This is a genomic window from Thioclava sp. GXIMD4216 (assembly GCF_037949285.1).
Classification (GTDB): domain Bacteria; phylum Pseudomonadota; class Alphaproteobacteria; order Rhodobacterales; family Rhodobacteraceae; genus Thioclava; species Thioclava litoralis.
Genome location: NZ_CP149926.1, coordinates 2,656,616 through 2,683,167, shown reverse-complemented (window position 1 = coordinate 2,683,167; position 26,552 = coordinate 2,656,616). Strand labels below are relative to the sequence as shown.

23 protein-coding genes and 1 tRNA gene are annotated in these 26,552 nt (G+C 59.6%); 17 read left to right on the top strand and 7 right to left on the bottom strand.

The features are described 5' to 3' along the window. Positions 1-5 precede the first annotated feature (5 nt). Genes WDB88_RS13140 through WDB88_RS13120 form a run of 5 tightly spaced genes read left to right on the top strand, consistent with a single transcriptional unit; the run spans position 6 to position 2,995 of the window. Positions 6-431, top strand: a complete 426-nt coding sequence (locus WDB88_RS13140) for an HPr kinase/phosphatase C-terminal domain-containing protein (protein ID WP_339108121.1) — start codon at positions 6-8, stop codon at positions 429-431. Continuing rightward, the gene (gene rapZ, locus WDB88_RS13135) at positions 428-1,351 is read left to right on the top strand and encodes an RNase adapter RapZ (protein WP_339108120.1); all 924 of its coding nucleotides are present in this window, start codon (positions 428-430) and stop codon (positions 1,349-1,351) included. Before WDB88_RS13140 ends, rapZ begins: the two co-directional genes overlap by 4 nt. After that, positions 1,348-1,770 carry a PTS fructose transporter subunit IIA gene (locus WDB88_RS13130; protein WP_339108119.1) on the top strand — a complete coding sequence of 141 codons (423 nt, stop codon included), beginning with the start codon at positions 1,348-1,350 and terminating at the stop codon, positions 1,768-1,770. Before rapZ ends, WDB88_RS13130 begins: the two co-directional genes overlap by 4 nt. After that, on the top strand, positions 1,751-2,020 hold the full coding sequence (locus WDB88_RS13125) for an HPr family phosphocarrier protein (protein WP_339108118.1): 270 nt from the start codon (positions 1,751-1,753) through the stop codon (positions 2,018-2,020). Before WDB88_RS13130 ends, WDB88_RS13125 begins: the two co-directional genes overlap by 20 nt. Before the next feature lie 36 nt (positions 2,021-2,056). After that, positions 2,057-2,995, top strand: coding sequence for a lysophospholipid acyltransferase family protein (locus tag WDB88_RS13120; RefSeq protein WP_339108117.1), 939 nt, complete (start codon positions 2,057-2,059; stop codon positions 2,993-2,995). Between the two features lie 29 nt (positions 2,996-3,024). On the opposite strand, the gene WDB88_RS13115 is transcribed toward WDB88_RS13120, so the two are convergent. Further along, complete coding sequence (locus WDB88_RS13115; RefSeq protein ID WP_339108116.1) at positions 3,025-3,900, bottom strand: 3-hydroxybutyryl-CoA dehydrogenase; 876 nt, start codon at positions 3,898-3,900, stop codon at positions 3,025-3,027. Positions 3,901-4,063: 163 nt separating this feature from the next. Between WDB88_RS13115 and WDB88_RS13110 the strand changes: the two genes are divergently transcribed. Then, positions 4,064-4,885, top strand: a complete 822-nt coding sequence (locus tag WDB88_RS13110) for a DUF6473 family protein (protein WP_339108115.1) — start codon at positions 4,064-4,066, stop codon at positions 4,883-4,885. Positions 4,886-4,938: 53 nt separating this feature from the next. Here WDB88_RS13110 and WDB88_RS13105 read toward each other — a convergent pair whose 3' ends face one another. From WDB88_RS13105 to WDB88_RS13085, 5 genes are all read right to left on the bottom strand, one after another. Beyond that, a complete protein-coding gene (locus tag WDB88_RS13105; RefSeq protein WP_339108114.1) occupies positions 4,939-5,859 on the bottom strand; it encodes an FAD-binding protein in 921 nt (306 codons plus the stop codon). Then, positions 5,859-6,617: an electron transfer flavoprotein subunit beta/FixA family protein gene (locus tag WDB88_RS13100; protein ID WP_339108113.1), complete on the bottom strand. Its 759-nt coding sequence runs from the start codon at positions 6,615-6,617 to the stop codon at positions 5,859-5,861. The genes WDB88_RS13105 and WDB88_RS13100 overlap by 1 nt, the downstream gene beginning before the upstream one ends. Before the next feature lie 156 nt (positions 6,618-6,773). After that, positions 6,774-7,346, bottom strand: coding sequence for a cob(I)yrinic acid a,c-diamide adenosyltransferase (locus tag WDB88_RS13095; RefSeq protein ID WP_339108111.1), 573 nt, complete (start codon positions 7,344-7,346; stop codon positions 6,774-6,776). Positions 7,347-7,395: 49 nt separating this feature from the next. Then, positions 7,396-8,235, bottom strand: a complete 840-nt coding sequence (locus tag WDB88_RS13090; protein ID WP_339108110.1) for an SDR family NAD(P)-dependent oxidoreductase — start codon at positions 8,233-8,235, stop codon at positions 7,396-7,398. A 112-nt stretch (positions 8,236-8,347) separates the two neighbouring features. Further along, entirely contained in the window at positions 8,348-8,902 is a 555-nt protein-coding gene (locus WDB88_RS13085) for an SH3 domain-containing protein (protein WP_339108109.1), read from the bottom strand. Between the two features lie 158 nt (positions 8,903-9,060). On the opposite strand from WDB88_RS13085, the gene parC reads away from it, so the two are divergent. Continuing rightward, positions 9,061-11,319, top strand: coding sequence for a DNA topoisomerase IV subunit A (gene parC / locus WDB88_RS13080; protein ID WP_339108108.1), 2,259 nt, complete (start codon positions 9,061-9,063; stop codon positions 11,317-11,319). Positions 11,320-11,408: 89 nt separating this feature from the next. On the opposite strand, the gene WDB88_RS13075 is transcribed toward parC, so the two are convergent. Then, on the bottom strand, positions 11,409-12,260 hold the full coding sequence (locus WDB88_RS13075; protein WP_339108107.1) for a DUF533 domain-containing protein: 852 nt from the start codon (positions 12,258-12,260) through the stop codon (positions 11,409-11,411). A gap of 412 nt (positions 12,261-12,672) precedes the next feature. Between WDB88_RS13075 and tuf the strand changes: the two genes are divergently transcribed. From tuf to rpoC, 10 genes are all read left to right on the top strand, one after another. After that, positions 12,673-13,848, top strand: a complete 1,176-nt coding sequence (gene tuf / locus WDB88_RS13070) for an elongation factor Tu (protein ID WP_339108092.1) — start codon at positions 12,673-12,675, stop codon at positions 13,846-13,848. A 249-nt stretch (positions 13,849-14,097) separates the two neighbouring features. Then, positions 14,098-14,173: transfer RNA gene (locus WDB88_RS13065), tRNA-Trp, on the top strand. 117 nt (positions 14,174-14,290) lie between these two features. Beyond that, entirely contained in the window at positions 14,291-14,473 is a 183-nt protein-coding gene (secE, locus tag WDB88_RS13060) for a preprotein translocase subunit SecE (protein WP_339108106.1), read from the top strand. A 202-nt stretch (positions 14,474-14,675) separates the two neighbouring features. Continuing rightward, positions 14,676-15,218: a transcription termination/antitermination protein NusG gene (nusG, locus tag WDB88_RS13055; RefSeq protein ID WP_339108105.1), complete on the top strand. Its 543-nt coding sequence runs from the start codon at positions 14,676-14,678 to the stop codon at positions 15,216-15,218. A gap of 84 nt (positions 15,219-15,302) precedes the next feature. Beyond that, positions 15,303-15,755 (top strand): 50S ribosomal protein L11, encoded by a 453-nt coding sequence (gene rplK, locus WDB88_RS13050; protein ID WP_339108104.1) that lies wholly within the window; start codon positions 15,303-15,305, stop codon positions 15,753-15,755. Between the two features lie 3 nt (positions 15,756-15,758). Then, the gene (gene rplA / locus WDB88_RS13045; RefSeq protein WP_339108103.1) at positions 15,759-16,457 is read left to right on the top strand and encodes a 50S ribosomal protein L1; all 699 of its coding nucleotides are present in this window, start codon (positions 15,759-15,761) and stop codon (positions 16,455-16,457) included. 337 nt (positions 16,458-16,794) lie between these two features. Then, positions 16,795-17,307 (top strand): 50S ribosomal protein L10, encoded by a 513-nt coding sequence (rplJ, locus tag WDB88_RS13040; RefSeq protein ID WP_339108102.1) that lies wholly within the window; start codon positions 16,795-16,797, stop codon positions 17,305-17,307. Between the two features lie 72 nt (positions 17,308-17,379). Then, complete coding sequence (gene rplL / locus WDB88_RS13035) at positions 17,380-17,751, top strand: 50S ribosomal protein L7/L12 (RefSeq protein ID WP_339108101.1); 372 nt, start codon at positions 17,380-17,382, stop codon at positions 17,749-17,751. A 240-nt stretch (positions 17,752-17,991) separates the two neighbouring features. Further along, positions 17,992-22,128 (top strand): DNA-directed RNA polymerase subunit beta, encoded by a 4,137-nt coding sequence (gene rpoB, locus WDB88_RS13030; RefSeq protein ID WP_339108100.1) that lies wholly within the window; start codon positions 17,992-17,994, stop codon positions 22,126-22,128. Positions 22,129-22,184: 56 nt separating this feature from the next. Then, positions 22,185-26,417, top strand: a complete 4,233-nt coding sequence (rpoC, locus tag WDB88_RS13025) for a DNA-directed RNA polymerase subunit beta' (RefSeq protein WP_339108099.1) — start codon at positions 22,185-22,187, stop codon at positions 26,415-26,417. Positions 26,418-26,552: the final 135 nt, after the last annotated feature.

Sequence of the window (26,552 nt, the reverse complement as noted above, 5' to 3'; positions counted from 1 at the left end):
CCCAGATGAGTGTTCGCCACAATCTGCATGCAAGCTGTGTGGCCCTTGATGCGCAGCACGCTGTGCTGATTATGGGCGCGTCCGGCAGCGGGAAATCGACGCTCGCACTGCGGCTTATGGCCTTCGGGGCACATCTTGTCGCGGATGACAGAACCGACCTCCGATGCGAATCTGGACAGATACTGGCATCGGCGCCGTTGGCTATCCGCGGGCGCATAGAGGCGCGCGGCGTCGGGATTCTATCTGCGGATGCTTTGAGTAATGCAATTCTCTCTTTGGTTGTGGATCTTGACCGGATCGAGACAGAAAGGCTTCCGCCGCAGCGCAATATCTCTCTCTACGGGGTCTCTCTGCCTCTTGTGCTGCAGGCGCAACATAGTCATCTTGATGCAGCGATCTGGCAATTTCTGAAAGCCGGGAGAGTGGCGTGACCGAAGCGGCCCATTGTGGAACAGACGAGCGAAGCCAGCGCGTTGTGCTGGTCACCGGCCCTTCGGGAGCGGGGCGATCGACTGCGATTGCGGCGCTTGAGGATCTTGGTTACGAGACCATCGACAATCTTCCGCTTTCGATGGTGCCGCGTGTGCTGGACGGGCCGGTGCTCCAGCCGATTGCGTTGGGAATCGATGTCCGGAACCGCGAGTTCAGTGCAACCCGTTTGATCGAGTTGATCGACCGCCTGACGCGCGAGCCCGAGATCCAGCTCGAAGTGCTTTACATGGATGCGGACGCAGCCGTTCTGCAGCGCCGTTACTCCGAGACGCGCCGCCGTCATCCGCTGTCGCCCGATGATGCGCCCGAAGAAGGCATCCTGCGCGAGATTGATCTGTTGGTGCCGATCCGTGTGCGGGCGGATATCCTGATCGACAGTTCCACGATGACGGTCCATGATGCCCGCGCCGAGATCAATCGCCTGTTCGATCAGCGCAAGACGGCAGGATTGGCGGTCTCGGTGCATAGTTTCAGCTATAAGCGTGGGGTGCCGCGCGGGCTTGATGTGATGTTCGATTGCCGCTTTCTGGCCAATCCGCATTGGCAACCGGAATTGCGGCCCAAGGACGGGCGTGACCCGTCTGTGGCCGCACATGTGGCCGCAGATCCACGCTATCGTGACTTCTTCGACAAGGTGATGGGGCTTCTTCTTTTCACTTTGCCTGCCCATGTTGAGGAAGGGAAAACACATTTGGCCGTAGGCTTTGGATGTACAGGGGGCAAACACCGCTCGGTTGCCCTGACGGAAGCTGTCTCTGGTGCTCTTGCAGAGGCGGGGTGGCACGTGTCTAAACGCCACAGAGAATTGGAACGGCGGGGGGTAGAGCTGCCCGCATCTGGAACGGGAAACGGCGCTTGATCGGGATCGTGATTGTCGCTCATGGTGGATTGGCCCGCGAGTATCTCGCGGCGGTGGAGCATGTCGTGGGGCCGCAGATGGGCATCCGCGCCATCACGATCGAGGATGGCCATGACCGCGCAGAAAAGCAGATCGAGATTCGGGCTGCGGCGGATTCTGTGGATAGCGGCGACGGAGTTGTCGTGGTGACCGATATGTTCGGCGCGTCCCCGTCCAATCTGAGCCTGAAAGCCTGCGAGAATTGCGAGCGCGAGATCATTTATGGTGCCAATTTGCCACTATTGATCAAGCTTGCGAAGTCCAGAAGCCTTGGTGTGCATGCCGCTGTCGAAGCGGCTCTTGATGCAGGGCGTAAATATATCAATAGTTACTCTGCCTATGGGAGCAGGGAAGGAATGCATGGCGCATCAGGAGCTTAAGATCATAAACGAGAAGGGGCTGCATGCGCGTGCCTCTGCCAAATTCGTTGAGGTCGTTGAAAGGTTCGACGCCCGTGCCGAGGTCTCGAAAGACGGGATGAGTGTGTCGGGGGATTCTATCATGGGGCTGTTGATGCTGGCTGCTTCACGTGGAACGTCGATCGAGGTTCAGACAAGCGGACCGGAAGCCGACGCGCTGATGCAGGCGCTTTCCGCCCTTGTGGGCGACTATTTCGGCGAGGGGTTCTAGCCCGCGCGTCGCGCAGTGCAAACCAAGAGGTCTGTCATGAACCAGATGCCGCAATCTGAGTTGAAAGGGGCCGGGGTGACGGGGCAGTCTTCTGTCTTGCAGCGCGACAGGACTGCCGAAGACATCCGGACAGACGAGGGGTTCCAGACGGTTCAGAAGCCCTATGACAAGCGCCGCCTGTCCTATGCGGGCACCTTCAGCAATCCGTTCAAACGTCTGGTGATCCGGCTTGTCGAGTGGGCCACAGCCAAGGTGCAGATCCTGCGTGTCATACGGCAGTTCGAAGCGCGCGGTATCCCTGCGGGGCAGGCCTTCTGGGCGCAGGCGTTGGAGATCATGGGGGTTACGGTGACGACGCCCGCCGAGGAGATCGCGCGTATTCCGGCCAAGGGGCCCTTGGTGATCGTGGCCAATCATCCGCATGGTCTGGTGGACGGGATGGTGCTGGCCGAGGTGATCGGGCGGGTGCGCGGGGATTACAAGATCCTGACACGCAATTTGCTGACCGGTCTTCCCGAGATCGCGCAATTCATGATCCCCGTGCCCTTCGCCCATGAACCGAATGCGCGAGAGGAGGGGTTGAAGATGCGGGCCGACGCCATGCTCCATCTCAAACGTGGCGGCTGTATCGTGTTGTTTCCGGCAGGGTCTGTGGCGGCCTCCGACAGTTTCTTCGGCCCGGTGGTCGAGAAAGAGTGGAACCCCTTTACCGCGAAAATGGTGGCGCGTTCGAAAGCGCAGGTGCTGCCGGTCCGCTTCCCGACGCATAATTCGCGGCTTTACCAGATTGCCAATCAGCTTTCCGCGACGTTGCGTCAGTCTTTGCTGCTTTACGAGATCCGCGCGGCGTTTCACAAGCCGCAGCGCCCTATTATCGGGCATGTCAAACAGCCCGACGAGATGGCAGAGGCGCTTGGCAATCCGCGTCAATGGCTTGCGGATATGCGCGAGGAAACGCTGTCCCTGCGCGGGTAAAAAAAGCCCGGCATGACCCGGGCTTCGTGTCAGCGTGTCGGGACCGGCGTTTCGCCGCGATAATCATAAAAACCGCGACCCGATTTGCGGCCCAGCCATCCGGCTTCGACATATTTCGTCAGCAGCGGGCAGGGGCGGTATTTGGTATCGGCCAGCCCGTCATGCAGCACGTTCATGATGGCGAGGCAGGTGTCGAGACCGATGAAATCCGCCAGCTCCAGCGGCCCCATCGGATGTGCCGCGCCCAGTTTCATCGACTGGTCGATCGAGATCACATTCCCCACGCCCTCGTAAAGCGCATAGACCGCCTCATTGATCATCGGGATCAGGATGCGGTTCACGATGAAGGCCGGGAAATCTTCGGCGCTTGCATGGGTTTTGCCAAGCTTCTCAACAACTTCCTTCAGCGCGCTGAAGGTGACATCATCGGTGGCGATGCCGCGGATCAGCTCGACGAGCTGCATCACCGGCACAGGGTTCATGAAATGGACGCCCATGAATTTCTCGGGCCGGTCGGTGCGCGAGGCGAGGCGCGTGATCGAGATCGACGAGGTGTTCGAGGCCAGAATCGTATGCGGCGCGAGATGCGGTAGCAGATCTTCGAAAATGGCGGATTTGACCGATTCGCGTTCGGTTGCGGCCTCGATGATCAGATCCATCGGCCCCAGATCGGTCAGGGTGAGCGTTGTCGAAATCTTGGCCAGAGCCGCGTCGCGTTCTTCGGCCGTGATTTTTTCACGTGAAACCTGCCGGTCCAGATTCTTGCGAATCGTCGCAAGGCCCTTATCCAGCCCGTCTTGTGAAATATCGTTCAGCAGAACCTCAAACCCGGCAAGCGCGAAGACATGGGCAATCCCGTTGCCCATCTGCCCTGCACCTACGATGCCAACTGTCTGAATCGTCATGGCGATCCCCCTCTCATTTCTGCAACTGCACAGTAGGGTGCCAAAGGCTTTCGCCGCAAGGGGAAAGCTTATGGTCAATCCGGTGTGCCAAATTTTCACCTTAGTGGTTTGGTAAGGGGTTTGTAGCAGACTGCTCTCGGGTGATTAGAGACTGAGGTGGGAGATGGCCTTCGAATATCCGGGCGATGGAGCCCTTGATTACTTCCCGTGCAGATACGGTAAGTCCAAGTTGTTGTTTCGTGGGCCGCGGCGTCGGCTTGACGTTCCGTTCGTATCCGCGATTGGCGGGTCCGAAACCTATGGTAAGTTCGTAGAGACGCCTTGGCCGGAACTGGTCGAACAGAAGATCGGTATGCAGGTCGTGAATTTCGGCTACCTCAATGCTGGTATCGACGTATTTCTACACGAGCCGCAGATGACCGAAATTCTGCAAAAATCGCATGTCAGCGTGATTCAGCTGATGGGCGCGCAGAATATGTCGAACCGGTTCTACGCCGTGCATCCGCGCCGGAATGACCGTTTCTTGCGCGCTTCAAATCTGATGCGCGCGGTCTTCAACGATGTGGATTTCACCGAATTCAACTTTACGCGCCATATGCTGACAGCCCTGCAACGCCGCGCACCCGACCGGTTCGACTCGCTGGCGCAGGAACTGCAGATGGCGTGGGTCTCGCGGATGAACAAGCTGCTGGACCGCATTCCGGGACGCAAGGTGCTGCTATCGCTGCATGATTACGGCGATCCGGCACAGAATGATCCGTTGGGGCCAGAGCCGTTGATGGTGACGAAAGATATGCTGGATCAGGTGCGTTCCCGCGCCGATGTTGTGGTCGAGATAGAGCCGTCGATGCAGGCGCGCCGGTCGGGGACCGAGGGGATGCATTTCGCCGCGATGGAAGAGCCCGCAGCTTTGACCATGCCGGGACCACAGGTGCATGACGAAATCGCCGAGGCGCTTGCCCCGGTTCTGGCAAAGATGATCTGATGCAAAAAGGGGGGCGTAAGGCCCCCCTTTCTAGCTTTCGCTGATCTAGTGGATCAGATTTTCGAGGTGAGTTCCGGAACAGCCGTGAAGAGATCCGCCACCAGACCGTAATCGGCCACTTGGAAGATCGGTGCTTCTTCGTCCTTGTTGATCGCGACGATCACCTTCGAATCCTTCATCCCCGCCAAGTGCTGGATCGCACCCGAAATACCGCAGGCGATATAAAGATCGGGGGCAACGACCTTGCCGGTCTGACCCACTTGCCAATCATTCGGCGCAAATCCCGAGTCGACGGCGGCGCGCGATGCACCAACTGCCGCGCCCAGCTTGTCGGCCAATGCGGAGATGATCGCGAAATCCTCTTCCGACCCAACGCCGCGGCCACCCGAGACCACGATTTTGGCAGAGGTCAGTTCCGGACGGTCGCTTTCGGCAACGCGGTCCTCGACCCAAGCGGACAGGGCTTTGTCGCCCGTTGCCGCACCGGCTTCGATGGCGGCTGCTCCGCCTGCCGGAGCCGCTTCGAAAGATGCGGTGCGCACGGTCAGAACTTTGGTCGCATCCTTCGACTTCACGGTCTGGATGGCGTTTCCGGCATAGACGGGGCGTTCGAACGTATCGGCATCGATAACGGCCGTCACATCCGAGAGCACCATCACGTCCAGCAGGGCCGCCACGCGCGGCAGCACGTTTTTGGCCGAGGCTGTCGAGGGCGCAACGATATGGCTGAACCCGCCCGCCATCGCGACGATCAGATCGGCCAGCGGTTCGGCAAGACCGTGGGCATAGGCCGCATCATCGACATTCACGACTTTGCTGACACCCGACAGTCCGGCCACGGTGGAGGCATCCACACCTTCACCCGCGACCAGAACGGTCACGTCGCCCAAGGCCACAGCCGCCGAAAGCGCCTTTGCGGTGGCGTCCAGCGCGACCTCTTTGCCTGCGATTTCTGCAATCAGAAGAACAGCCATTACAGAGCCCCCGCTTCTTTGAGTTTCGTCACCAGCTCGTCGACCGACCCGACCTTCACGCCTGCGGCGCGGCCTGCGGGCTCGGCAGTTTTGACGATTTCGAGACGCGGCGCGACATCGACGCCGTAATCGGCCGCGGTTTTCGCTTCCAGCGGCTTTTTCTTTGCCTTCATGATGTTGGGCAGCGACGCATAGCGCGGCTCGTTTAGGCGCAGGTCGGCGGTAATGATCGCGGGAAGCTTGACCTTGATGGTCTGCAAGCCGCCATCGACCTCGCGCGTCACCTGTGCCTCGTCGCCGGTGATTTCCACCGAAGACGCGAAGGTGGCCTGCGACCAGCCCAGCAGAGCCGAAAGCATCTGGCCCGTAGCATTCATATCATTATCAATGGCTTGCTTGCCAGCAATCACCAGGCCGGGGGCCTCTTCGGCCACCACTTTGGCCAGAATTTTGGCGACAGCGAGCGGCTCGATATCGGTGTGAACATCCTCGGCGGCCTCAACAAGGATCGCACGATCCGCGCCCATGGCGAGTGCGGTGCGCAGCGTGTCCTGCGCCTGCTTGACGCCGATCGACACCACGACGATCTCCGTCGCCGCGCCCTTTTCCTTCAGGCGGATCGCCTCTTCCACGGCGATTTCGTCGAACGGGTTCATCGACATTTTCACATTCGCCAGATCGACACCGCTCCCATCCGCTTTCACACGGACTTTCACGTTATAATCGATCACGCGCTTGACGGGTACGAGGACCTTCATATGCGTGGTGCTCCCTTAGTTTTCTGGCCCTTACGGGGCTTAAATTGGAGTTCGGGGTTATTGTTACAACGCGGCGCTGCAGAGAAACAGGGGAAAACCGACCCACCTTAGTCTCGCTGCGGCATGGAGTCGCGTCTGCTATACGGAATGTTCCTGCTACCGGTTCGCGCCGGGAACCCAGAGGATATCGCTGCGCCCTTCGTCATTGGCCATCCGCGCTGCGGCAAAGAGCCAATCCGATAGACGATTGAGATATTTGACAGAATGTGGGTTGACCTGTTCCACCTCCATCAGGGCCACGGCTTCGCGTTCCGCGCGGCGGGCCACGGTGCGGGCATGGTGGAGATGCGCCGCGCAGGCCGTGCCGCCGGGGAGGATGAAGCTGCGCAGGGGCTCCAGCACGGCGGTCATTGCGTCAATTTCGGTCTCCAGCCGGTCGGTCTGGCTTTGGAGGATACGCAAAACCTCGTAGCCCGCTTGCTCATCGCGCTCCGGATCGGGCCGCGCCAGATCGGCACCGAGGTCGAACAGGTCGTTCTGGATGCGCGCAATCTGGTCCTGCAGATCGCCTTGGGCATGGAGCCGCGCCAGCCCGAGCACGGCATTCAGCTCATCGACCGTGCCATAGCTGTTCACGCGCGCAGAGGATTTCGCGACGCGTTGCCCGTCGACCAGCGCGGTTTGTCCGCCATCGCCGGTGCGGGTGTAAATCTTGTTCAAGACGACCATCTGGTTCCTCTTTCCGAACAGGGTGTTACGTCGGGCGCATCTTAGGGCGTCAACCTTTGCTTGCAAGCCAATCAAGGGCACGCACCGGCAAAAATCGGCGGGCAATGGCCATAATATGGGTCGGAACCGTGATCGCATAGCGTGCGCGTGGATGCTGTGCGGTGAGCGCGGTCAGGATTTTCCGTGTCACGGCAGAGGCCGGAAGCTCGAATCTGTCGGGGCCCTGTTTGGGTTCATAAAGGCGTTTGAGCAGGCTCGCTTCATATTGTGCGCGGCGCGGCGAGGCGCGCCAGTCGATCCAGCGTTCGAAATGCGGGATCGAATTGGCGCGGATGCGGGAGGTAATGGGGCCGGGTTCGATCAGCACGAACTTGATGCCGGTGTCCTTCATTTCCTGCCGCATCACATCGGTCAGCCCCTCAAGGGCGAATTTCGTCGACACATAGGCCGCCCGCCAGCGCACGCCCACTAGGCCAAGCACCGAGGAACATTGCAGAATACGCCCCTCGCCATTCTCGCCCTGCTGGCGCATCACCTTGATCGCGCGGCAGGTCAGATCATGCAGGCCGAAGAGGTTGGTCTCGAAGATCTCGCGCAGCGCCCCTGCGGGCAGGTCTTCGGCGGCACCGGGGCAGGCGAAGGCCGCATTGTTGTAAAGCGCATCCAGCCGCCCGCCGGTCAGCTCCAGGGCCTGTGCGAAACCGCGTGCGATAGAGGTGGGGTCGGCCATGTCGAGTTGCACGCATTGCAGCCCCTCGGCACGCAGCCTGTCGCAGTCTTCGGGTTTGCGGGCACTGGCGATCACGGTCCAGCCTGCCGCTTTCAGCCCATGCGCCGCATCATAGCCGATGCCGGAAGAGCAGCCTGTGATCAGGATCGTTTTGGCCATGCCGGTTCTCCTTGAAATGACGGAAACTGCGTAGGCACTCCTGCACAGGGGCGCAAGAAAAAGCCGCAGCCTGTGGGACTGCGGCCTTGTGCCTGCTGTCTGGAACGGCGGATTAATTGGCGGGCGAGAGGAAGCGTTTGGACACCCATCCCTCGATGCCATCGCCTTCGATGCGGATTTTTGCCCAGCCGCCGTTCTGGGCAATCATCTGGACTTCCTCGCCGCGTGTGACCCCATCGACGCGCTGATACGAGGCCGCAGGCCCCGACCGCACATTGAGCGCGCCGGCCGTCACCCGCCAGACCTGCATATCGGCCGGAGTCTCCTGACCAAAGGTGCTGGCTGCCTCGGCGTGGAGGTCGCGATACTCGGGCGAGCTGCGCAGGGCAGGGCCGGGCATCGGTTTCGGAAAGGCGCGGGTAATGGCGGCGGATTTCGGCGTATGTACCGGCGCGGCGGCGTCTTGCGGGACCGTGGCTGCCGCCGCAGGGGTGACAAGCGCGGCATTCACCGTTTCATCGGTCAACACGGCGGCTTGGATCAGCCCGCTTGCAGCCTGCGCGCCTGTGGCCGGTGCCTGTGCGATCTGTGCCGGTTTGTCCTCGCGGCCCGCAATCACCATGACTAAAAAAAGAGCGACTAACGTATTGAACGTCAATTTCAACATTTAACAATTCCCCCTGTCCGCGGGTCTGGCAGAACCCACGGATGATAACATGCCCGTGATTGCGCTTTCGGGGCTAACGCGTCAAGGCCGTTCGGGTTCCGCAGCAGTTTGAAATTGCGGCTGGACCGAAAGCCGCTGCCGCTTTAGAGATTTGGCCCATGAGCGAGCATGATGATGAGATTCCTTCGGCGCTGTCCTCCGAGCCGTTAAGCCGTGCAATCGGCGACCGGTATCTGACCTATGCGCTATCCACGATCATGCACCGGGCGCTGCCCGATGCACGAGACGGGCTGAAACCCGTGCATCGCCGCATTCTATATGCGATGCGCGAATTGAAACTGTCCTCGACGGGGGGCTTCCGGAAGTCGGCCAAGATTTCCGGTGACGTGATGGGCAACTATCACCCTCACGGCGATGCGGCGATCTATGATGCGATGGCGCGTCTGGCGCAGGATTTCGCCATGCGCTATCCGCTGGTCGACGGTCAGGGTAACTTCGGCAATATCGACGGCGATAACCCCGCCGCCTCGCGCTATACCGAGGCGCGGATGGCCAAGCCCTCGGAAAGCCTGCTGGAAGGGCTGGCCGAGAACGCCGTCGATTTCCGCCCCAATTATGACGGCACGCTGGAAGAGCCGGTGGTTCTGCCCGCCGCCTTCCCGAACCTGCTGGCCAATGGGGCTTCGGGGATTGCCGTAGGGATGGCGACCAATATCCCGCCGCATAACCTTGACGAGCTGGTCGAGGCCTGTCTGGCGATGATTGCCAAGCCCGCGATCGAGGATGACGCGCTGATCGACTTTATCCCGGGCCCGGATTTCCCGACCGGCGGCGTGATCGTCGAGCCGCGCGAGAATATCCTGACCGCCTATCGCACGGGGCGCGGCGCGTTCCGTCTGCGGGCGAAATGGGAGGTCGAGGACCTTGGTCGCGGCCAATGGCAGGTGATTGTCACCGAGATCCCCTATCAGGTGCAGAAATCCAAGCTGATCGAGCGTCTGGCCGAGGTCATCCAGACCAAGAAGGTGCCGGCGCTGGCTGATGTGCGTGACGAATCCGCCGAGGATGTGCGCATCGTGCTCGAGCCCAAGACCAAGACGGTCGCGCCCGAGATGCTGATGGGGATGCTGTTCAAGAATTCGGATCTCGAGGTCCGGTTCTCGATGAATATGAACGTGCTGATCGACGGGCGGGTGCCCAAGGTCTGCTCGCTCAAGGAGGTGCTGCGGGCGTTTCTGGATCACCGCCGCGATGTGCTGTGCCGTCGTTCGCAGCATCGTCTCGACAAGATCGCCCACCGCCTTGAGGTCCTGAACGGCTATATCATCGCCTATCTCAACCTTGACCGCGTGATCGAGATCATCCGCACCGAGGATGAGGCCAAGCCCGCGCTTATGCGCGAGAATTGGGCCGTGACCGATGGCGCGGCTGTCTTCCTGACGGAAGTGCAGGCCGAGGCGATCCTGAATATGCGCCTGCGGTCCTTGCGCCGTCTCGAAGAGATGGAGCTGCGGCAGGAACGCGATAACCTTCTGGCCGAACGGGCAGGTCTTGAAGAGCTTCTGGGCTCGGAGAAGCTGCAGTGGAAGGCCATCGGCACCGAGCTGAAGGATATGCGCAAGCAATTCGGCAAGGGCACTGCGATTGGCGCCCGCCGCACCAGCTTTGCCGATGCGGGCGAGGTCGAGGAGGTACCGATCGAAGCGATGATCGAGCGCGAGCCGATCACCGTGATCCTGTCGCAGATGGGCTGGATCCGCGCGATGCGGGGCCATAATGCGCTTGATGCCGAAGTGAAGTTCAAGGATGGCGATGGCCCGCGCTTTGCGCTGCATGCCGAGACGACCGACCGCATTGTGATGCTGGGCGCGAATGGTCGTGCCTATACCGTGCTGGGGGCCAATCTGCCCGGCGGGCGGGGTATGGGCGAGCCGGTCCGTCTGATGGCCGATATCCCGAACGAGGTGGAGATCACCCATGTTCTGGTGCCGAAAGAGGGCGAGAAATATCTGCTGGCCTCGACGGCGGGGGACGGGTTCATCTGTCCGGCAGAAGAGCTGATCGCCCAGACCAAGAGCGGCAAGCAGGTGCTGAATGTGAAAGCCCCTGACCAGACCGCGGCCTGTGTGCCGGTGTCTGGGGATATGGTGGCCGTGGTGGGCGAGAACCGCAAGGTGCTTGTCTTCCCGCTGGGCGAGCTGCCTGAAATGGCGAAGGGCAAGGGCGTGCGCCTGCAGAAATACAAGGATGGCGGCCTGTCCGACATCCGCACGTTCACAGCCGCCGAGGGCCTGAGCTGGAAGGATCCGGCAGGGCGCACCCGTACCGAGACAGATCTTTCGGAATGGGAAGCCAAGCGGGCGACGGCGGGGCGTATGGCCCCGCGCGGGTTCCCGCGCGACAATAAGTTCAACTGATCGGGGAGGGGGCGTCACGGTGCCCCTTTACCGCATGAGCCATAAAAAAGGCGGCCTTTCGGGCCGCCTTTTCGTTGATGTCCGGTGGATCAGGCGGCCACGGCCAGAGGGGCAACGCCCAGCTCGGTATGGACCTTTTCGATGACGGCCTCGGGCAGACCGAGCGCATTTGCGAATTCTTCGAGGTAAGCGGTGTCTTTCGCACAGTCAGGGTCTGCGGCCATTACCGACACGGCATAGGCCTGCGGCTCCAGACCCGACGGGATCTTCGAGGTCAGGCGCTCGATATCGATAGGGGCCTCCAGCACGTGTTTGACAAAGGCGCGTTCTTCGCCATGCATGCCGTCAAGCTTGGACAGAAGTCTTTCACGCTCGGTCTGGTCGATGACCTCATCGGCCTTGGCGGATTGCAGCAGTGCTTTCACCAGAACAGCGGCCGCGACATTCTGCGCGGGGGAGGGCTTTTTCCACGGTTCTGCACCGCTGGCGAAGGCCGAGTTCAGCTCTTCACCGAAGGATCGTTCCGAGGTGACGCGCTGCGCCGGTGTTTTGCCCAGACATTCACTGCTGGTCGCATCGGAGAGCTGTTCCAGCAATTTGCCAAGCCCGCCACGCGCGCCGCACATATTGCGCGACAGTTGCGAGATCGCATCGCTCATTCCGCCACTGCCGGCAGAGCTGGAGCGATGGCGCACCAGCGAGGCGCTGCGGCCCAGGCGCTCCAGCATGGCGCCCATGCTGTTGCCGCTGAACTGGCCAAGGTGATTCACTTTGCCGCCCAGCAGATTGGCAATGCGCTCTTCGCCGGTGCCGTCAACGTCACCATTCAAGAGACCACCAGAGCCACCAACCTCACCCCTGCCCGCACGGGCAAGATTGGAGCCGCCTTTTGCTTGGGACATTCCCAAGGCAACTTTGGCGAGTGTTCCGACGAATGACATGATGGCCTCCTGCAGTATCAGATATGACGAGTGTATGACGTAGCTTACGAAAAGTCAGGGGGAGGGGTTCCTCTCCTGTGGGACTGTGACTTGCGGGCTACGCAAGAATTCGCCACTCGAGCGTATGAAGTGAACAATTTGCACAAATATCATGCCGGATTTCACATTTTGTGCAATCTTCCTGACGCAGGGTCCGGCCCTGCCGTGCGCTTTTGTCGCGCTTGGCCGATGACGGCGGACCCCGTTGGGAAGACGGCGCGGGAAGCTTCTGTATGCTCCGGCAGGAAAACTATGGCTGAAAGCTGCGCGAATGCACTTATCCCGCTTGATTTTTCTGCTGTGGGGAAATATCTAGCCCGCGATATTGTCACGGGCCTTCAGCCGGCCCCCCAAACCAGAGGCGTCCCGCGAGATGGCAAAGGAAAAGTTTGAACGTAACAAACCGCACGTCAACATCGGCACCATCGGCCACGTTGACCACGGTAAAACCACGCTGACCGCTGCAATCACCAAATATTTCGGTGACTTCAAAGCCTACGACCAGATCGACGGCGCACCGGAAGAAAAAGCACGCGGCATCACCATCTCGACCGCACACGTCGAGTACGAGTCGGAAACCCGCCACTACGCGCACGTCGACTGCCCCGGCCACGCTGACTATGTGAAAAACATGATCACCGGTGCGGCACAGATGGACGGCGCGATCCTGGTTGTGAACGCAGCTGACGGCCCGATGCCGCAGACCCGCGAGCACATCCTGCTGGGCCGTCAGGTTGGCATCCCCTACATGGTCGTTTACCTGAACAAGGTTGACCAGGTGGATGACGAAGAGCTGCTGGAACTGGTGGAAATGGAAGTTCGTGAACTTCTGTCGTCCTACGACTTCCCCGGCGACGATATTCCGATCATCAAGGGTTCGGCTCTGGCCGCTCTGGAAGGTCGCGATCCGGAAATCGGCGAGAACTCGATCCGTGAGCTGATCGCAGCTGTCGACGAATACATCCCGACCCCGGCACGTGCTGTTGACCAGCCCTTCCTGATGCCGATCGAAGACGTGTTCTCGATCTCGGGCCGTGGTACCGTTGTGACCGGTCGTGTCGAGCGCGGCGTGATCAACGTTGGCGACGAACTGGAAATCGTTGGTATCCGCGACACCAAGAAAACGACCTGCACCGGTGTGGAAATGTTCCGCAAGCTGCTGGATCGTGGTGAAGCAGGCGACAACATCGGCGCCCTGCTGCGCGGTATCGACCGTGAAGGCGTCGAGCGTGGTCAGGTTCTGTGTAAGCCGGGTTCGGTCAAGCCGCACACCAAGTTCGAAGCAGAAGCCTATATCCTCACCAAAGAGGAAGGTGGCCGTCACACGCCGTTCTTCGCGAACTACCGTCCGCAGTTCTACTTCCGCACCACGGACGTCACCGGGACCGTTACGCTGCCGGAAGGCACCGAGATGGTTATGCCGGGCGACAACCTGAAGTTCGAAGTCGAACTGATCGCACCGATCGCTATGGAAGACGGTCTGCGCTTCGCAATCCGCGAAGGCGGTCGTACCGTTGGCGCAGGCGTTGTGTCGAAAATCCTCGCATAATCCTTCGGGAGAATGCGCGATACGGAAGGGCGGCCTTTGGGTCGCCCTTTTGCTTTGCGCCCCTTGTGGTCTGGCGGGGGAGGGGCGCTGCCCCTCTTGGGGCCGGGGCGGCCCCAATTCACCCCGGGATATTTCAAGCAGCTGGAAAGGGTTGGCCTGTGGCGGGGAAGAAAATGACACCGAGGGGCGATTCCTTGAAAATGTCTCTTGATTTCCCTCTTGGGGGTCTGTATCTCCCGCTCACGGCCTAGGGGTATAGCTCAGTTGGTAGAGCATCGGTCTCCAAAACCGAGGGTCGCGGGTTCGAGTCCCTCTGCCCCTGCCAGTCCTTTCCTTCGATGAAGTGCTCATGTTGGCGGGCTGGTGACGGTCGGCGCTACAGGAGTGTAGCGGCGCGTGAATGTAGCCAGCCTGTTTCGGGCGACTAGAGGAAGATGGCATAATGGCAAATCCCCTTCGGTTCTTGCAGCAGGTGCGTTCGGAAACCGGCAAGATTTCTTGGCCGTCGCGTCGCGAGGTGGTGCTGACCTCGGTTATGGTTCTCGTCTTGACGGCGCTGACGGCGTTGTTCTTCTCGGGGGTCGATTTCGTAATTCGACTGGGAGTCGGCCAGCTGATCGGCTGATCTTCCAATAGGGTGGAGCGGGCTTGAAAAAGCCCTGCGACGTCTGTATGGGAGCATGACTCTCCGGAAAAGGGCGTGCATCGATTCGGATCGTGCGCGCTCGTTTTGTTTCGGTGTCGGGGTCGGGCCGCAAGGCAACGGCGCGACAAAATGGGAATTCGCGGCGTCTTGGGCGTCGAATGAGGAAAAGGCAGGCTCGAGCATGGCGAAGCGTTGGTATTCGGTGATGGTTCTCTCGAATTTCGAGAAGAAGGTTGCCGAGCAGATCCGGCAGTCCGTTGCCGAGAAGGGCCTTGAGGACGAGATCGAGGAAGTTCTCGTTCCGACCGAAGAAGTGATCGAAGTGCGCCGTGGCAAGAAAGTCACCTCGGAGCGCCGCTTCATGCCGGGCTATGTGCTGGTGCGGATGGATATGACCGATCAGGGCTATCACCTGATCAACTCGACCAACCGCGTGACGGGCTTCCTTGGCCATCAGGGTAAGCCGATGCCGATGTCGGATGCGGAAGTGAACCGCATGCTGAATCGCGGTGGGAGCGCTTCGGCCGAGAAGGCCGAGCCGCGCAGCCTGATCACCTTCGAGGTGGGCGAGAATGTGAATGTGACCGACGGGCCCTTCGAGGGCTTCTCGGGGATGGTCGAGGAAGTTGACGACGTTGCGAGCCGCCTGAAAGTGACGGTATCGATCTTCGGTCGTCCGACCCCGGTCGAGTTGGAATTCACTCAGGTGCAGAAAATCGCCTGAGCGAGTGTGGGAGGTGTCGGGAATGAGCCCGCGCCGTGACCACTAAACTTGCCCTTCGGGGCAGAGTGATGAAGGAGCAGCCAAATGGCTAAGAAAGTGGTTGGGCAGCTGAAGCTGCAAATCGCAGCGGGTTCCGCGAACCCGTCCCCGCCCGTAGGCCCGGCACTGGGTCAGCGCGGCATCAATATCATGGAATTCTGCAAGGCGTTCAACGCCAAGACGCAGGAAATGGACAAGCAGGCGAAGATCCCGACGGTCATCACCTACTATGCCGACAAGTCGTTCACTTTCGAAGTGAAGCAACCGACCGCGTCCTTCTTCATCAAGCAAGCTGCTGGCCTGAAGCCGGTTGGCAAGCGTAACCGCCCGAAGGGGTCGGTTGCACCGGGTCGTGAAGTTGCAGGCACCATCACCGCAGCCCAAGTCCGTCAGATCGCGGAAGCGAAAATGTCGGACCTGAACGCCAACGACATCGAAGGCGCGATGAACATCATCCTCGGCTCCGCGAAGTCGATCGGTATCGAGGTGAAAGGCTAAGTCATGGCAAAGCTCGGTAAACGCACCAAAGCCGCACGCGAAGCATTCGCAGGCAAAGAACTGATCACCGTCGAGGACGCAGTTGCACTGGTGAAAACCAATGCAAAAGCAAAATTCGACGAGACGCTCGAAATCGCAATGAACCTTGGCGTTGATCCGCGTTACGCAGACCAGATGGTCCGTGGCGTTGTGACCCTGCCGAACGGCACCGGTAAAACGGTTCGTGTTGCTGTTTTCGCACGTGGCCCGAAAGCTGACGAAGCCAAGGCTGCAGGCGCGGACATCGTTGGCGCAGAAGACCTGATGGAAACCATCCAGTCGGGCAAGATCGAATTCGATCGCTGCATCGCGACCCCGGACATGATGCCGATCGTCGGCCGTCTGGGTAAGATCCTCGGCCCGCGCAACCTGATGCCGAACCCCAAAGTCGGCACCGTGACCATGGACGTGAAAGCGGCCGTGGAAGCTGCCAAAGGTGGTGAAGTCCAGTTCAAAGTCGAAAAAGCCGGTGTGATCCACGGCGGCATCGGCAAAGTGTCCTTCTCGGAAGAGCAGCTGGCACAGAACGTTCGCGCGTTCGTGGAAGCTGTTGCAAAAGCCAAACCGGCTGGTGCAAAAGGCAACTACCTGAAAAAGGTCTCGATCTCCTCGACCATGGGTCCGGGCGTGTCGATCGACCTGACTTCGGCAACCGGCAACTAAGCACGGTCCGGAAAGATAGGGGAGGGGCGGTCTTCGGGCCGCCCTTTCTTTTTATATGTTGAGCGAAAATTAAAGCTTCACAAGTGTTGCGTGACGGTGTAGGAACGCAGCCTGTTGCACCTCTGGCCTGATGGTCATGGTGGAACGATTCGTCCGAGACGGTGGGTGGGGTGCAAACCTAATAAATCCTGCCTGAGACGGGAAGGACCAGATTTCCAAGGTGCTTTGCATGAAGCCCCAAAGGTGATCTTGGACGGACCGTTGCGGACCCCGAGTCGGGGCAGCTGCCCCGGCAAAATGAGCCGGAGGGTCAAACCTCCCAACTTGGAGTGTAACTGTGGATAGAGCCCAGAAAGAGAAAGTGGTCGACGAGCTCGGCCAGATCTTCGAAAGCTCTGGCGTCGTGGTGGTTGCCCACTACGAAGGCCTGACGGTTGCTGAAATGCAGGACCTGCGCGCGAAAATGCGTGAAGCAGGCGGGTCTGTGCGCGTTGCCAAGAACAAGCTCGCCAAGATCGCCCTTGCGGACAAGCCGTGCGAAAGCATCGCTCAGTACCTCACGGGCATGACTGTGCTTTCCTATTCCGAAGATCCGGTCGCAGCTGCGAAAGTGATCGTGGAATACGCCAAAGGGAACGAGAAACTCTCGATCCTCGGCGGCGCTATGGGGAATGATGCACTTGACGTCGCCGGTGTTAAAGCCGTTGCAGCTATGCCGTCGCGTGAAGAGCTTATCGCTCAGATCGTGTCGTGCCTGGGTGCACCCGCTTCGAACATCGCCGGTGCCATTGGCGCGCCTGCTTCGAACATCGCGGGCATTCTCTCGACCATCGAAGAGAAAGCTGCGTAAGCAAACTGTTATGGCCTTCGTTGTGGCTTGAAGCCCGACGTTGGAAAACCCAAACCTTAGGAACTGAGTAAAATGGCTGATCTGAAAAAACTCGCCGAAGAAATCGTTGCTCTGACGCTGCTGGAAGCGCAAGAGCTGAAAACCATCCTGAAAGACGAGTACGGCATCGAGCCGGCAGCCGGTGGCGCCGTCATGATGGCTGGCCCGGCAGCAGCTGCTGAAGCGGCTGAAGAAAAAGACGAATTCGACGTCGTTCTGGTTGACGCTGGTGACAAGAAAATCAACGTCATCAAAGAAGTTCGCGGCATCACCGGTCTTGGCCTGAAAGAAGCCAAAGAACTCGTTGAAGGCGGCGGCAAAGTCAAAGAAGGCGCCAACAAAGCGGAAGCCGAAGAAATCAAGAAAAAGCTCGAAGAAGCAGGCGCAAAAGTCGAACTCAAGTAATTGGGTTCGGTGCGTATGCATCGAGTTTGACACTAGGCTGGGTCCGGAGTTTCCGGGCCCAGCCGAACCTGTCTCGGAGAGTGCTTTTGCTGAAAAGTGTTCTCCAAGGCGGCGTTCGCGGCTCGGGAGCTGACCGGTGGGACGGTTGGCAGGTATGGAGCCGCCCCCCTTATCGCCAGGCGTTGCGCAATGGGCCCCGACATTGCGCCGCACGCGAAAAGACGAAAGGTGACGACGAGCATGGCTCAAGCTTACGTTGGTCAAAAGCGCATTCGCCGCTACTACGGTAAGATCCGCGAAGTCCTCGAAATGCCGAACCTCATCGAGGTTCAAAAAGCATCCTATGATCTGTTCCTGCGCTCCGGCGAAGGGGAGGGGCATCTGGATGGCGAAGGCATCAAGGGTGTTTTCCAGTCGGTTTTCCCGATCAAAGATTTCAATGATAATGCGATTTTGGAGTTCGTGAAATACGAGCTCGAAAAGCCGAAATACGACGTTGAGGAATGCCAGCAGCGCGACATGACCTACAGCGCCCCGCTGAAGGTCACCCTGCGCCTCATCGTATTCGATGTCGACGAGAACACCGGTGCGCGTTCCGTGAAGGACATCAAGGAACAAGACGTGTTCATGGGCGACATGCCCCTGATGACCAAAAACGGGACCTTCGTCGTGAACGGGACCGAGCGGGTTATCGTCAGCCAGATGCACCGTAGCCCGGGCGTGTTCTTCGACCACGACCGCGGCAAGACCCATTCCTCGGGCAAGCTGCTGTTCGCATGCCGGATCATTCCGTATCGCGGGTCGTGGCTCGATTTCGAATTCGACGCCAAGGACCTCGTGTTCGCACGGATCGACCGCCGCCGGAAACTGCCGGTGACGACGCTGCTCTATGCGCTTGGTATGGATCAGGAAGGCATCATGGATGCCTATTATGACACTGTAACCTACACCTCCAAAGGGCGTCAGGGCTGGGTCACCAAATTCTTCCCCGATCGTGTGCGTGGCACCCGTCCGACCTATGATCTGGTCGATGCGGATTCGGGCGAAGTGATCTGCAAAGCGGGCGACAAGATGACCCCGCGTATGGTCAAGAAGATCAAGGACGAAGGTCAGATCACCGATCTTCTGGTGCCCTTCGACCATATTCTGGGTCGCTTCTGCGCCAAGGATATCGTCAACGACCAGACCGGCTTCATCTATATCGAAGCAGGCGACGAGCTGACCGCGGAATATGACCGCGATGGCGATCTGGTGGGTGGTTCGGTCAAGACCCTGATCGATAATGGCATCACCGAGATTCCGGTGCTGGACATCGATAACGTCAATGTCGGTCCCTATATCCGTAACACGCTGGCCGCCGATAAGAACATGAACCGCGATGGCGCGCTTATGGATATCTACCGCGTCATGCGTCCGGGTGAGCCGCCGACCGTCGAGGCCGCGTCGAATCTGTTCGATTCGATGTTCTTCGACAGCGAGCGTTACGATCTTTCCGCTGTTGGCCGCGTGAAGATGAATATGCGTCTGGATCTGGATGCCCCCGATACCCAACGGACGCTGCGTCCGGCAGATATCGTGGCCTGCATCAAGGGTCTGGTGGAGCTGCGCGACGGCAAGGGCGAGATCGACGATATCGACCACCTCGGCAACCGTCGTGTCCGTTCGGTCGGCGAGCTGATGGAAAACCAGTATCGCGTCGGTCTGCTGCGCATGGAGCGTGCGATCAAGGAACGTATGTCCTCGGTCGAGATCGACACCGTGATGCCGCAGGATCTGATCAACGCGAAACCGGCAGCGGCGGCTGTGCGTGAATTCTTCGGCTCCTCGCAGCTGTCGCAGTTCATGGACCAGACCAACCCGCTTTCGGAAGTCACGCACAAGCGTCGTCTCTCGGCCCTCGGCCCGGGCGGTCTGACGCGTGAACGTGCAGGCTTCGAGGTGCGCGACGTTCACCCGACCCATTATGGCCGGATGTGTCCCATTGAGACGCCGGAAGGTCAGAACATCGGTCTGATCAACTCGCTGGCAACCTTCGCCCGTGTGAACAAATACGGTTTCATCGAAACCCCGTATCGCAAGGTTGAAGACGGCAAGGTCACGGATGACGTGGTCTATATGTCGGCTACCGAAGAGATGCGCCACACCGTGGCTCAGGCAAACGCTGACCTCGACGAGGAAGGCCGCTTCAAGAACGAACTCGTCTCGACCCGTCAGGGCGGCGAATTCATGCTCAACCCGAACGAAGCGGTCGATCTGATCGACGTTTCGCCGAAGCAGCTTGTTTCGGTCGGTGCGGCACTGATTCCGTTCCTTGAAAACGACGACGCGAACCGCGCCCTGATGGGGGCGAACATGCAACGTCAGGCCGTGCCGCTGATCCGTGCCGAAGCGCCCTTCGTGGGTACCGGTATGGAAGCGACCGTGGCGCGCGATTCGGGGGCTGCGATCTCGGCGGACCGTTCGGGCATCATCGACCAGGTCGATGCGGCACGTATCGTTATCCGTGCGACCGAAGACCTCGAGCCGGGCGATCCGGGCGTCGATATCTACCGTCTGCGCAAGTTCAAACGTTCGAACCAATCCTCCACGATCAACCAGCGCCCGCTGGTGAAAGTGGGCGAGTCGGTCGTGAAGGGTCAGGTTATCGCTGACGGTCCCTCCACCGATCACGGCGATCTGGCCATCGGCCGGAACGTGGTCGTGGCCTTCATGCCGTGGAATGGCTACAACTACGAAGACTCGATCCTGATCTCCGAGCGTATCCACAAAGACGACGTGTTCACCTCGATCCATATCGATGAATACGAAGTTGCGGCACGTGATACGAAGCTTGGTCCGGAGGAGATCACCCGCGATATCCCGAACGTCGGTGAGGAAGCCCTGCGCAACCTCGACGAAGCCGGTATCGTCTATATCGGTGCCGAAGTCGGCCCGGGTGACATTCTTGTCGGTAAGATCACGCCGAAGGGTGAAAGCCCGATGACGCCGGAAGAAAAACTTCTGCGCGCCATCTTCGGTGAGAAAGCGTCCGACGTGCGCGATACCTCGCTGCGTCTGCCGCCGGGTGCCTATGGGACCATCGTGGAAGTCCGCGTCTTCAACCGTCATGGTGTGGACAAGGACGAACGTGCGCTGCAGATCGAGCGTGAGGAAGTCGAACGTCTGGGTCGCGACCGCGATGACGAGCTCGCCATTCTCGAGCGCAACATCTACGCCCGTCTGCGTTCGATGATCATCGGCAAGACTGCGGTCAAGGGCCCCAAAGGCATCAAGCCGGGTTCCGAGATCACGGTTGACCTGCTGGCAACCCTGTCGCGCGGCCAATACTGGCAGCTCGCACTGGAAGACGAAGCCGACGCGAAAGAAGTCGAGGCTCTGAACGACCAGTACGAGGCGCAGAAGAAGGCGCTGGATCTGCGTTTCGAAGACAAGGTCGAGAAAGTCCGTCAGGGCGACGATCTGCCTCCGGGCGTGATGAAGATGGTCAAGGTCTTCGTGGCTGTGAAGCGCAAGCTTCAGGCAGGCGACAAGATGGCAGGCCGCCACGGGAACAAGGGGGTTGTGTCGAAAGTCGTTCCGGCTGAAGACATGCCGTTCCTGGCCGATGGTACGCCGGTCGACCTCGTTCTGAACCCGCTGGGCGTGCCTTCGCGGATGAACGTCGGTCAGATCCTTGAAACCCACATGGGTTGGGCCTCGCGCGGTCTGGGCCTTCGCATCGACGAGGCGTTGAAAGACTATCGCAAGTCGGGCGATCTGACGCCGGTGCGCGAAGCGATGCGCTATGGCTATGGCGACGAGACCTATGAGGACGCCTTCGCCGAGATGGAAGACGAGCGTTTCGTGGAAGCGGCAGAGACCGTACGCACGGGGGTTCCGATTGCCACGCCGGTCTTCGACGGTGCGAAGGAAGAAGACATCAATGATGCGCTGCGTCGTGCGGGCTTCGACACTTCGGGTCAGTCGGTGGTCTTCGACGGTCGGACCGGTGAGCAATTCGCTCGTAAGGTCACCGTGGGCGTGAAGTACTTCCTGAAGCTTCACCACCTCGTCGACGACAAGATGCACGCGCGTTCGACCGGTCCGTACTCGCTTGTTACCCAGCAGCCGCTGGGTGGTAAGGCGCAGTTCGGTGGTCAGCGTCTCGGGGAGATGGAGGTCTGGGCTCTGGAAGCTTATGGTGCCGCCTACACCCTGCAAGAGATGCTCACCGTCAAGTCGGATGACGTGGCAGGCCGGACGAAGGTCTATGAATCGATCGTCAAGGGCGAGGACAACTTTGAAGCCGGCGTGCCGGAATCCTTCAACGTTCTCGTCAAAGAGGTCCGGGGCCTTGGCCTCAACATGGAACTCCTGGATGCGGAGGATGACGAGTAAGGGGGCCTCCCCCTTACTTTCCCCCGCCTCTGCTGCCCCCTAACAAGGATTTTCAGATGAACCAGGAAATCACGACCAATCCGTTCAACCCGCTGGCACAGCCCAAGCAGTTTGACGAGATCAAGGTGTCGCTGGCATCGCCGGAACGGATCCTCTCGTGGTCCTACGGCGAGATCAAAAAGCCGGAAACCATCAACTACCGCACGTTCAAACCCGAGCGTGACGGTCTGTTCTGCGCCCGTATCTTTGGCCCGATCAAAGACTACGAATGCCTCTGCGGCAAATATAAGCGCATGAAATATCGCGGCGTTGTCTGCGAGAAATGCGGTGTGGAAGTCACGCTGCAAAAGGTCCGTCGCGAGCGTATGGGCCATATCGAACTGGCCGCACCCTGCGCCCATATCTGGTTCCTCAAGTCGCTGCCCTCGCGCATCGGCCTGATGCTGGACATGACGCTGCGTGACCTCGAGCGTATTCTCTACTTCGAAAACTATGTTGTCATCGAGCCGGGTCTGACCGACCTGATGTATGGCCAGTTGATGACCGAAGACGAATATCTCGACGCGCAGGACCAGTATGGCGCAGATGCTTTCACCGCCAATATCGGTGCTGAAGCGATCCGCGAGATGCTGGCAGGGATCGATCTGGAAGCCACCGCAGAGACCCTGCGCGAAGAGCTGAAAGAAGCGACCGGCGAGCTGAAGCCGAAGAAGATCATCAAGCGTCTGAAGATCGTCGAGAATTTCCTCGAGTCGGGCAACCGTCCCGAGTGGATGGTGCTGACCGTTCTTCCGGTGATCCCGCCGGAACTGCGTCCGCTTGTGCCGCTGGATGGTGGCCGCTTCGCGACCTCGGATCTGAACGATCTCTATCGCCGCGTGATCAACCGGAACAACCGTCTGAAGCGCCTGATCGAACTGCGTGCGCCCGATATCATCGTGCGCAACGAAAAGCGTATGCTGCAGGAATCGGTCGATGCGCTGTTCGACAACGGCCGTCGTGGCCGCGTGATCACGGGCACCAACCGTCGCCCGCTGAAATCGCTGTCGGACATGCTCAAAGGTAAGCAGGGCCGCTTCCGTCAGAACTTGCTCGGTAAGCGCGTCGACTTCTCGGGTCGTTCGGTTATTGTGACCGGTCCGGAACTCAAGCTGCACCAGTGTGGTCTGCCGAAGAAGATGGCTTTGGAACTCTTCAAGCCCTTCATCTATTCGCGCCTCGAGGCCAAAGGCCTGTCGAGCACCGTGAAACAGGCGAAGAAGCTTGTCGAAAAAGAGCGTCCGGAAGTTTGGGATATCCTCGACGAGGTCATCCGCGAACACCCCGTCTTCCTGAACCGCGCACCGACGCTGCACCGTCTTGGCTTCCAGGCGTTCGAACCGACGCTGATCGAAGGTAAGGCCATCCAGCTGCACCCGCTTGTCTGCTCGGCGTTCAACGCGGACTTCGACGGTGACCAGATGGCTGTGCACGTCCCGCTGAGCCTTGAAGCCCAGCTGGAAGCGCGCGTCCTGATGATGTCGACGAACAACGTTCTGTCGCCCGCAAACGGCGCGCCGATCATCGTTCCGTCGCAGGATATGATCCTTGGTCTTTACTACCTGACCATGGAGCGCAAAGGCATGAAGGGCGAAGGCATGGTCTTCGGCTCGATCGAAGAGATGGAGCACGCGCTGAACGCGGGTGAGCTGCATCTGCATGCCAAGATCCACGCCCGCGTGAAGCAGATCGACGAGACCGGCAACGAAGTGTTCATCCGCTTCGAGACCACTCCGGGCCGTCTGCGCCTTGGGTCGCTCTTGCCGCTGAACGCGAAAGCACCCTTCGATCTGGTGAACCGTCTTCTGCGGAAGAAAGACGTGCAGAATGTCATCGACACCGTCTACCGTTATTGCGGCCAGAAAGAGTCGGTGATCTTCTGTGACCAGATCATGTCGATGGGCTTCAAGGAAGCGTTCAAGGCAGGGATCTCGTTCGGTAAGGACGATATGGTGATTCCGGATACCAAGTGGACCATCGTCAATGATGTCCGCGATCAGGTGAAGGATTTCGAACAGCAGTATATGGACGGCCTGATCACTCAGGGCGAGAAGTATAACAAGGTTGTCGATGCATGGTCGAAATGTAACGATCAGGTCACCGAAGCCATGATGTCGACCATTTCGGCTGCGAAATATGACGAGAACGGTGCCGAGATGGAACCGAACTCGGTCTATATGATGGCCCACTCCGGTGCACGGGGCTCGGTCACGCAGATGAAGCAGCTGGGCGGTATGCGCGGCCTTATGGCCAAGCCGAACGGCGAGATCATCGAGACGCCGATCATCTCGAACTTCAAGGAAGGTCTGACCGTTCTTGAATACTTCAACTCGACCCACGGCGCCCGTAAAGGTCTGTCGGATACGGCACTGAAGACGGCAAACTCGGGTTACCTGACCCGTCGTCTGGTGGACGTGGCGCAGGACTGCATCGTGCGTGCGCATGATTGCGGCACCGATAAGGGGATCACGGCTTCGGCAGCGATCAACGATGGTGAAGTGGTTGCGCCGCTGTCCGAGCGTGTTCTGGGCCGTGTGGCTGCAGATGACGTTCTGGTTCCGGGCTCGGACGAGGTGCTGGTGCGCCGCAACGAACTGATCGACGAGCGTAAAGCCGATCAGATCGAGGCGGCCGGCGTGCAGTCGATCCGTATCCGTTCGGCGCTGACCTGTGAGGCGGAAGAGGGCGTTTGCGCACTCTGCTATGGTCGTGACCTTGCGCGCGGGACCATGGTCAACCAGGGCGAGGCCGTCGGTATCATCGCGGCACAGTCCATCGGTGAACCCGGGACCCAGCTGACGATGCGGACCTTCCACATCGGCGGTGTGGCTCAGGGTGGCTCGCAATCCTTCCTCGAGGCAAGCCAAGAGGGTAAGATCGAGTTCCGCAATCCGTCGCTGCTTGAGAACGCGAATGGTGAGCAGATCATCATGGGCCGGAACATGCAGATCGTGATCGTCAATGACCACGGCGAGGAACTGGCAAGCCACAAGGTCGGCTATGGTACCCATGTCTTTGTGAAAGAAGGCGATGTGGTCAAGCGCGGCACCAAGCTGTTCGAATGGGACCCCTATACCCTGCCGATCATCGCCGAGAAGGCCGGTAAAGCGAAGCTCGTGGACCTCATCGCGGGTCTGTCGCTGCGCGAGGACACGGACGAAGCAACCGGTATGACGCAGAAGATCGTGTCCGACTGGCGTTCGTCGTCGCGTGCAAAAGACCTCAAGCCGGAGATCTTCATCGTTGATCAGGATGGCGAGCCGGTCCGCAATGATGCGGGTCACCCGGTGATCTATCCGATGTCGGTCGATGCGATCCTTTCGGTTGACGAGGGGCAGGACATCCGTGCCGGTGACGTGGTCGCCCGTATCCCGCGCGAAGGCGCGAAGACGAAGGACATTACCGGTGGTCTGCCGCGTGTGGCCGAACTCTTCGAAGCCCGTCGTCCGAAGGATCACGCGATCATCGCCGAGATCGATGGCTATGTGCGCTTTGGGAAAGACTACAAGAACAAGCGCCGCATTGCGATCGAACCGCGTGAAGAAGGTCTGGATGCCGTCGAATACATGGTGCCGAAAGGCAAGCACATCCCGGTGCAGGAAGGCGACTTCGTGCAGAAGGGTGACTACATCATGGACGGTAACCCGGCACCGCATGACATTCTGCGCATCATGGGGATCGAGGCTCTGGCCGGATACCTCATCAACGAAGTGCAGGACGTCTATCGTCTGCAAGGTGTGAAGATCAACGATAAGCATATCGAAGTGATCGTGCGCCAGATGCTGCAGAAGATCGAGGTGCTGGATTCCGGCGACACCACGCTTCTCAAGGGCGAGCATGTCGACAAGGTCGAGTTCGACGAGGTCAATGCCAAGGCAGAGGCCCGTGGGGTTCGTCCGGCGCATGGCGAGCCGGTTCTGCTGGGGATTACCAAAGCCTCGCTGCAGACCCGTTCGTTCATCTCGGCGGCGTCCTTCCAGGAAACCACCCGCGTTCTCACCGAGGCATCCGTCCAAGGTAAGCGCGACAAGCTGGTTGGCCTGAAAGAAAACGTCATCGTGGGTCGTCTGATCCCGGCAGGGACGGGCGGGGCCACCAGCCAGGTCCGTCGTGTGGCAAGCGAGCGCGACAGTGTCGTGATCGAGGCCAAGCGCGCCGAGGCAGAGCAGGCGGTTGCGCTTGCTGCACCGTCGAACACCGATAGCGGTGCCGATTTCGGTGTTGTCGAAACGCCGGAAAGCCGCGACTGAGACCGGTCTGACTGAACTGGCATGGGGCCTCGCTGCATCAGCGGGGCCCTTTGTCGTGAACGTGTATAGCGGTCGGGCTGCGTCCCCGTTAGAGACAGCGCAAGATATACATGACATGGCTGTCACCCCAGTGTT

Excerpts from the sequence above, each read along its gene's own strand:
- WDB88_RS13140 (WP_339108121.1), top strand. The coding sequence starts at position 6 with ATGAGTGTTCGCCACAATCTGCATGCAAGCTGTGTGGCCCTTGATGCG.
- WDB88_RS13125 (WP_339108118.1), top strand. The coding sequence starts at position 1,751 with ATGGCGCATCAGGAGCTTAAGATCATAAACGAGAAGGGGCTGCATGCG.
- WDB88_RS13120 (WP_339108117.1), top strand. The coding sequence starts at position 2,057 with ATGAACCAGATGCCGCAATCTGAGTTGAAAGGGGCCGGGGTGACGGGG.
- WDB88_RS13115 (WP_339108116.1), bottom strand. The coding sequence starts at position 3,900 with ATGACGATTCAGACAGTTGGCATCGTAGGTGCAGGGCAGATGGGCAAC.
- WDB88_RS13110 (WP_339108115.1), top strand. The coding sequence starts at position 4,064 with ATGGCCTTCGAATATCCGGGCGATGGAGCCCTTGATTACTTCCCGTGC.
- WDB88_RS13105 (WP_339108114.1), bottom strand. The coding sequence starts at position 5,859 with ATGGCTGTTCTTCTGATTGCAGAAATCGCAGGCAAAGAGGTCGCGCTG.
- WDB88_RS13100 (WP_339108113.1), bottom strand. The coding sequence starts at position 6,617 with ATGAAGGTCCTCGTACCCGTCAAGCGCGTGATCGATTATAACGTGAAA.
- WDB88_RS13095 (WP_339108111.1), bottom strand. The coding sequence starts at position 7,346 with ATGGTCGTCTTGAACAAGATTTACACCCGCACCGGCGATGGCGGACAA.
- WDB88_RS13090 (WP_339108110.1), bottom strand. The coding sequence starts at position 8,235 with ATGGCCAAAACGATCCTGATCACAGGCTGCTCTTCCGGCATCGGCTAT.
- WDB88_RS13085 (WP_339108109.1), bottom strand. The coding sequence starts at position 8,902 with ATGTTGAAATTGACGTTCAATACGTTAGTCGCTCTTTTTTTAGTCATG.
- parC (WP_339108108.1), top strand. The coding sequence starts at position 9,061 with ATGAGCGAGCATGATGATGAGATTCCTTCGGCGCTGTCCTCCGAGCCG.
- WDB88_RS13075 (WP_339108107.1), bottom strand. The coding sequence starts at position 12,260 with ATGTCATTCGTCGGAACACTCGCCAAAGTTGCCTTGGGAATGTCCCAA.
- tuf (WP_339108092.1), top strand. The coding sequence starts at position 12,673 with ATGGCAAAGGAAAAGTTTGAACGTAACAAACCGCACGTCAACATCGGC.
- secE (WP_339108106.1), top strand. The coding sequence starts at position 14,291 with ATGGCAAATCCCCTTCGGTTCTTGCAGCAGGTGCGTTCGGAAACCGGC.
- nusG (WP_339108105.1), top strand. The coding sequence starts at position 14,676 with ATGGCGAAGCGTTGGTATTCGGTGATGGTTCTCTCGAATTTCGAGAAG.
- rplK (WP_339108104.1), top strand. The coding sequence starts at position 15,303 with ATGGCTAAGAAAGTGGTTGGGCAGCTGAAGCTGCAAATCGCAGCGGGT.
- rplA (WP_339108103.1), top strand. The coding sequence starts at position 15,759 with ATGGCAAAGCTCGGTAAACGCACCAAAGCCGCACGCGAAGCATTCGCA.
- rplL (WP_339108101.1), top strand. The coding sequence starts at position 17,380 with ATGGCTGATCTGAAAAAACTCGCCGAAGAAATCGTTGCTCTGACGCTG.
- rpoB (WP_339108100.1), top strand. The coding sequence starts at position 17,992 with ATGGCTCAAGCTTACGTTGGTCAAAAGCGCATTCGCCGCTACTACGGT.
- rpoC (WP_339108099.1), top strand. The coding sequence starts at position 22,185 with ATGAACCAGGAAATCACGACCAATCCGTTCAACCCGCTGGCACAGCCC.